This window comes from Acinetobacter sp. CIP 102129, assembly GCF_000368305.1.
Taxonomy (GTDB): Bacteria; Pseudomonadota; Gammaproteobacteria; order Pseudomonadales; family Moraxellaceae; genus Acinetobacter; species Acinetobacter parvus.
This window is the reverse complement of sequence record NZ_KB849334.1, coordinates 44,018-51,365: the sequence shown is the minus strand read 5'-3', so window position 1 is coordinate 51,365 and position 7,348 is coordinate 44,018. Positions and strand designations below refer to the sequence as shown.

The following is a 7,348-nucleotide window of genomic DNA, read 5'->3' as shown; positions in this document are numbered from 1 at the left end:
TATAACTCATTGAGATGTGTCATAGTATTCGTCGTTAGAAAACAATTATTATGACATTATTTCAATGAGTTATCTATTTTTGTCGTGTACAGAGAAATAAGCTTTTAGTTGTTCAAACATGTGGGACCACCTCTCTTCTTTAGCGAATTCATTTAAAGGCTATTTATTCACTTTTCATAATAAAAGTGCTCAGATAGATATCCTATCACTCGTATTGTGAAGAAATTATCTTATAAGATTTGACTTCAAAAATTACATATCGCGCTCTAAAGTCAAGTCTTTAAAATGAGCAGTGTGCAATATAAAAATCATTCAAATGCACTAAAAAACAGTTTGTGAGAGAGGAATAGTAGATGAATACGCGATCTACCATTATGGATACCAATAGCTTCCGTGCCGAGCATGCGAGTGCACTAGATTCTGAAACCCGAAAACTGACCGATCGACGTAGCCAAAATTTAGGTGAATCTTACCGCTTGTTTTATCGAAACCCAGTGCATCTTGTAAAAGGGCAAGGACAATACCTTTGGGATGCTGCAGGCAATCAATACTTGGATGCTTATAACAATGTCGCTAGTATAGGACATTGCCATCCTGCGGTAATCAATGCCGTAAATGAACAAATGCAAATGTTGAATACACATACTCGTTATTTACATGAGCGCATTTTAGATTATACCGACGAACTTTTAGCGACCACACCGACTGAAATTAACAAAGCCATGTATATGTGTACGGGTTCTGAGGCGAATGATTTGGCCATTCGTATTGCCCGTGAATACAGTGGTGGTACGGGTATTATTGTGTCGCAAGAAGCCTATCATGGTACTAGTGATCTTACTTCGGGCTGTTCGCCTGCGCTTGGTACAGGACAGACCTTAGCTGCTACAACTCGTTTGGTGGCAGCACCTGATCAATATCGTTTTGAGGGTGAAGATTTAGGTGACTGGTTCGCCGCGCAAATTCAAGCACAAATTGATGATATGAATGCCAATGGCATCAAGTTTGCAGGCTTCTTAGCCGATTCCATTTTTTCATCAGACGGGGTAATACCAAATCCTATTGGTTTCCTGAAAAAAGCAGTGGATGTAGTGCATGCCAATGGTGGTATTTTCATTGCTGATGAAGTACAGCCTGGTTTTGCTCGTACAGGCGATTCTTTTTGGGGTTTTGGGCGTCATGGTGTGGTGCCCGACATCATTACCACAGGCAAGCCGATGGGCAATGGTATTCCAGTATCAGGTTTACTCGCGAAAGATCATGTGTTGTCTGCGTTTAGTCAAAAAATCCCTTATTTCAATACCTTTGGGGGGAATCCTGTGGCGATGGCAGCGGCGCAGGCCGTGCTGAAAACTATTCAAGAAGAAGAGTTACAAGCCCATAGTCAGCGCCTTGGTGGTCTACTTTTGACAGAATTGCGTAAGCTGATGGAAAAGTATGACTGTGTTGGTGATGTGCGTGGTGCTGGTTTATTTATTGGTTTCGAATTGGTACAAGATCGTTTCACCAAAATGCCTGATAAAGCTCTGGCACTGGATTTGATTGAAGAATTGCGTAATACGCATCGTGTGCTGACCTCTGTTGCGGGACCATATGGCAATGTCTTGAAGTTACGTCCACCATTGGTGTTCCAAGAAAAGGATATTGATTGGTTGGTTGGAGCATTGGATCAAGCCTTAAGTAAACTGCAAAAATAAACTTAAATGTCATACATATTTAACCCCGCTCAATGAGCGGGGTTTCTTTTTTATTGATGTCTTACCACTTAATGTCGTAATTGGCGTGGTGTACAGCCAAACCAACGCTTGAATGCACGGGAAAAGGCACTGACTTCGGAATAGCCTAATAAAAATGCTACTTCAGAAATCGGTAAATTCTTCTGTTGAATATAGTGTTTGGCCAGTTCATAACGAACTTGATCAATTAGTTGAGTAAAGGTGATGTCGTGTGATTTTAAGCGCCGTGATAAGGTACATGGACTCATATGTAAATCTAGTGCAACTTTTTCCAAGTTGGGTTCACCATGAATCAAATCTTGCTGAATGTGTGCACGGACTTGATTGGTTAAACTTTGTGACTGCGATTGCGTATTCAGAATTTTTAAAGTGTCGAGCATCATGGTGAGCAGCAACGGGTCCGACTGTGGCATTGCGGTTTTAAGGTCTGATTTGGCAATCAAAATTGAATTGAATGGCTGATCAAAAAACACTGATGCATTAAACAGTTTACTGTGTTCTTGCCAAAACTCGGGACGTGGGTGTTCAAAATGAATTTCGCGTGGTGAATAGTGTGTGCCCAAGACTTCACGAATTACATTCATAAACATGCCCACTGTGAGTTCGGCATCTTGTCGTCGCGATAAAATTGCACCATGCTGGACTTGGTAGTCGAAACGATAGGCATCATTGACTTCAACCATACGGCATAAAGTATCTTTTTGATGCAGATTAAAATGTGAGGTCATGTTCTTTAATGCATCTTCCAGCGATGCTGAACATAAACCAATATAGCCAATCAGTCCTAAAGCTTTGGGATGAAATTGCTGTCCATAATGCAGTCCGAAATTATCGCAATGTGATAGTTTTGCGGATTGTTCCAAGACTTCGCAATAATTGGTGAGTTGCAAACTGAGGGTGGGGCTGAGCAATAATTCAGGATTAATACCACTGATCCCAAAAATGCGATCGACATCGGCACCTTTATGCAGAATAAAGTCACTTAGGCCTGTCGCGGCAGCTGATAAAATGCCTTGGTTGCTGATGTCTTGAGCGTTGATGGAGAGAGGATTAAATTGAATCATGCATAGCCTCTTTTAATACAGAACCGTTATTGTTCTAAATTAAGCAAGAGCTATGCCATTCAATGCTTTACGGTTTGCTTCTGCCTACAGGTATTTTTTTATATACCTGCTGGAATTTGGTTGTTAAGATATTTTTTGCAAAGTCGCACAGTTTCATCCGACCATTGAGCTCCCAAACTTTTGGCCATGTCGGTATAGGCATGTGAACCGAACCAAGCCATCAATTGGATTCTACGTTGCATAATAAAGGTGGGAACCAACGCATACTCTTCTGCACTCACATGCCCAATTTTTTCATAACCATTCAACCATTGTTCGACCCACTTGGGTGCAGCAGTATAGTGTTCATTAAAACTAATTGCTGCAGCTAAGTCATGCATAAACCAGCCCATGCCGCAGTCGTCAAAATCAATCACACCAACCTTTTTTTCATTCAACAACAGATTGGTCAGTCTGAGGTCAGCATGGATCAGCCCATAGTGATCTTTGGACTTCCCAAATTGATTTAGCTCGGTGGCAACACGGCAAATTGCCTCATCAATCACGGCATGATCTACCGATTTTAACTGTGGGGCATGACGCCAGTCACCCCAATGTCCATCGGCAAAAACCATACTTTCATGATCCCAAACAATACGTTGGAAGTAGGCTGGCATCTCCCATGTTTTACTGTGCAGGTGCAGTTGTGCTGTGATTTCACCCAACTGCTTAAAATCACATGGATCGACATTATCTGCTGTAGGCATTACACCTTTCACCCAATGAAAGAGCACTGCATGCCTTGAAATATCTGGACTGAGTGCCAATGTTTGGACTTTATCTCCATGACAGTCGGCAATGGCAATCGGCACCGCGATGCCATGCGCATTTAACGCATCTAACCATGCTAGTTCACTTTCGATTTGTTGTTTGGAATGATAATTGGGACGATGAATGCGTAGTGCATATTGTTGTTGAGCGGTTTTCACAACAAAGGTGGCATTTTCAGATTGGCAGAGTAATTTGATCTCGCCTTGATAGCATGCTGGATAGGTTTGCATGGCTTTTTTTGCCAATTCGTAGAGTTGTTGAATGCTTAAATATTCATTTTGTTGGACGCTCATGTTGTACTCCTTTTCATGCTGATCTTGGGTGCGGAGTCCCAGACTTTGAGCTGATCTTATAAAAGAAAAAAAAGAGCAACTTGACTTCAAGCGACTATGCTCATGATTTATTGTCAAGTTTAAAGCCGATATTTCACCGATATTAAAGTGGTCGAATTTGGTGAAAAGGTGATCGAGCATCATGAAAAAACACAAAATGAGCAACAAACATTTGCACCTCAAGGAAAGACGTAGAATGAAATTAAAGACATTAACGACAGCAATGATTTTAGCAACTGTACCAATGACGGGGGCATTTGCCGCTGCTCTAGATAGTTCAGGTCAGTCAATCTCTGCATTCTTGCAACCTGGTAACTATTTTGAAGCAGGTATTTCTGTATTAGATCCAGATGTATCTGGTAAAGCTAATGCTAATGGCTCATCACTATCTGACATGGGTGATGATTATTACTTCCCTAGCGCGGCACTAAAACTACAAGTTACTGATCACTTCTCGTTTGGTTTACTTTACGATCAGCCATTTGGTGCTGATGTTACGTATTCAACTACTGATTCAGCTTTAGCGCTAAATGGGTCAGGATTATTTCATAATGGTACCGAGCCAACTGAAGTTGAAGTAAAGTCACAAAGTATTTCAATGATATTTGGCTACCAACCAACTGAAAACTTTAATTTCTATGCTGGTCCTGTTTATCAAACCATTGAAGGTGATGTTCAACTTCGTGGCTTAGCATACGATGGAAGTGCTACTTTTGGTGGCTATAATGCAAGTATTAAAGAAACTGGTGATATTGGCTGGTTAGCTGGTGCGGCTTTTCAAATTCCTGATATTGCATTAAAAGCATCTGTTACATATCGCTCTGAAATTGAGCACTCTGTAAATGTTAAAGAAAGTTTTAATTCAGCTGGTCTATTTGCTGGTTTAAATGCAGCACCTTCTCTAAATACAGATATCACGACCCCACAATCTGTAAACCTAGATTTCCAAACAGGCATCATGGCAAATACAGTTGCTTTTGCTAATGTTCGTTGGGTTGATTGGTCAAATTTCTCTATTCAACCTTATAAGTTTGGTTTAGCAAGTAAAAATGCACTTGTACAAAGTCAAAGTGGTAAGCCTGAATTTGATCTTGTTGCATATACTGACGACCAAATTTCTGCAACAGTAGGTGTTGGACGTAAGTTAAATGATCAATGGGCAGGTAACGTTTCTGTAGGTTGGGACTCTGGTGCAGGTAATCCTGTAGACACGCTAGGTCCAACAGAAGGTTATTGGAATGTAGGTTTAGGTGCTCAATTTAGCCCAACACCACAAACTTTCATTGCTGGCGGCGTGAAATACTTTTGGTTAGGTGATGCTAAAGCCCAAACTGGCGCTCAGTTTGATACAGCAGGTTATGTAGCAGAATTCAAAGATAACCATGCAATCGCATACGGCCTAAAAATGGGCTACAAATTCTAATTATTAATGCTGAAAAAACCATCTGTAAAGATGGTTTTTTCTTTTTCAACAATGACATCTACGCTCTTTTTTATACACTTGTGATTCATTTGAGCAACAAATAAACACTTAAACATTTTGCATAATATTCAATCAGCCACTCAGCATTTAAAAATAAATCCATATAAATCATAAAATTAATATTTTTTTTTAGTGTTTTTACTCTACACAAGTATATTTTTTAACTTTTCAGTTCATTTTACAACCGTAGTTGAGCATTTACTCTTTTTGTATTTATGTTACTTTTCGTGCCAATCACTTACTTAAAGCTACAACAAGGAATGTTCCCTATGAAGCTTACAGCTCTTAGCTCGGCTATTTTGCTCAGCTTAATCCCAACAACTTCTGTCATAGCTGGCGGTCTAGATCGATCTGGGCAATCAATGTCTGCTTTTTTTCAATCGGGCAACTATGCTGAAGCTGGTTTTACAGTAATTGATCCAACTGTAGAAGGTACCTCTACAGTTGTTAAAGATGAAAAAATCAGTGATATGGGAGATGATTACTAAGAGGTGGATCAGGAAATTTGAACAACACTTATAAGTGATATTTTGCTCCCCAAATGATGTTATAAACATCAATATATGGAGTATTTTATGGCACGTAGACCAAGAAGAAATCATTCAAATGATTTTAAAGCTAAGGTAGCACTTGCTGCGATTAAAGCAGAAAAAACACTTGCTGAATTGAGTGCTGAATTTGATGTTCATCAAAACCAAATTATCGACTGGAAAAATCAACTGATTTCAGCTTCCTCGCAAGCTTTCGATCAATCAAAAGCTCCAACAGAACCACCCATCGATCTAAAAAAACTACATGCAAAAATCGGTGAGCAGGCATTAGAAATTGATTTTTTAGAAGGTGTGTTGAAGAAACTGGGCCGCTTCAACCACAAAAGTTAATCGATGACTCACTTCAGATTTCAGTATCTAAGCAAGCTAAGCTGCTGAAAGTCTCCCGTGGTTGTTATTACTATCGCCCAAAACCTGTGAGTGAATCAGATCTGAAGCTGATGCGCTGTATGGATGAGTTACATATGCAATACCCTTTTGCAGGTAGCCGTATGATGCGTGATTTGTTGAATCGTCAAGGACATCATATAGGACGACGTCATACACGTACTTTAATGAAGAAAATGGGCATTAATGCGTTATATCGTAAACCAAATCTAAGTCAGGCCAATCAAGCTCACCGTAAATATCCATATCTGCTCAAAGGATTGGCTATTCAGCGCAGTAATCAAGTGTGGTCTACGGATATAACGTATATCCCTATGGCAAAAGGCTTTGTTTATTTATGTGCTGTGATTGATTGGCATAGCCGCAAGGTACTTGCGCATAGAGTATCGATTAGTATGGAGGTTACATTTTGCATAGAAACATTAAATGAAGCTATTGAAAAATATGGTCGACCTGAAATATTTAATACAGACCAAGGCAGTCAGTTTACCAGTGATGCATTTATTGATGTATTGAAATCAAATGGCATTCAAATCAGTATGGATGGTAAAGGTCGATGGGTTGATAATGTGATGGTTGAACGATTATGGCGGAGCGTTAAATATGAAGAGGTGTATCTCAAAGCCTACAGCAATGTTTTGGATGCGAAGAAGCAATTAAACGCATATTTTGAATTTTATAATTTGAAACGACCTCATTCGAGTCTGGACAAAATGACTCCAGATGAGTTTTACTATGACCAGCTACCACAACAAAATAAGGTAGCTTAACTAGAGCAGAGTATCACTTATAAATAAGCTTTTAGTTGTTCAAACATGTGGGACCACCTCTCTACTTCCCTTCTGCAGCGATTAAAATACAGCCAACCGATAATATTTCACTAGGATTATTCTCTGTACACGACAAATTTCACAGAACCCTTATCCTATCAGGGTTCTGCCTTCTTAAAATTGCCAAAATTTCCTTAAACTCTTCTTTTTTCCCA

General features: G+C 39.7%; 5 protein-coding genes and 1 pseudogene. 4 read left to right on the top strand and 2 right to left on the bottom strand.

The window, feature by feature from the left end:
• Positions 1-353 precede the first annotated feature (353 nt).
• On the top strand, positions 354-1,697 hold the full coding sequence (locus F973_RS01040) for an aspartate aminotransferase family protein (protein WP_004758963.1): 1,344 nt from the start codon (positions 354-356) through the stop codon (positions 1,695-1,697).
• Positions 1,698-1,765: 68 nt separating this feature from the next.
• On the opposite strand, the gene F973_RS01035 is transcribed toward F973_RS01040, so the two are convergent.
• A complete protein-coding gene (locus F973_RS01035) occupies positions 1,766-2,800 on the bottom strand; it encodes an AraC-like transcriptional regulator QhpR (protein ID WP_004681105.1) in 1,035 nt (344 codons plus the stop codon).
• 98 nt (positions 2,801-2,898) lie between these two features.
• Complete coding sequence (locus F973_RS01030) at positions 2,899-3,903, bottom strand: phosphotransferase enzyme family protein (protein ID WP_004681103.1); 1,005 nt, start codon at positions 3,901-3,903, stop codon at positions 2,899-2,901.
• Between the two features lie 235 nt (positions 3,904-4,138).
• On the opposite strand from F973_RS01030, the gene F973_RS01025 reads away from it, so the two are divergent.
• The 3 genes and pseudogenes from F973_RS01025 (at position 4,139) to F973_RS14270 (ending at position 7,133) form a co-directional block, all read left to right on the top strand.
• Positions 4,139-5,365: an OmpP1/FadL family transporter gene (locus F973_RS01025; protein ID WP_004758962.1), complete on the top strand. Its 1,227-nt coding sequence runs from the start codon at positions 4,139-4,141 to the stop codon at positions 5,363-5,365.
• 329 nt (positions 5,366-5,694) lie between these two features.
• Positions 5,695-5,910 (top strand): annotated as a pseudogene (locus F973_RS01020) (transporter); the annotation flags it as partial.
• 90 nt (positions 5,911-6,000) lie between these two features.
• Positions 6,001-7,133 (top strand): IS3 family transposase gene (locus F973_RS14270; RefSeq protein WP_228127453.1). Its coding sequence is split into 2 segments (ribosomal slippage): positions 6,001-6,253 and positions 6,253-7,133, totalling 1,134 coding nucleotides; the frame shifts between segments, so codons are not numbered across the junction.
• The last annotated feature ends 215 nt before the right edge of the window (positions 7,134-7,348 follow it).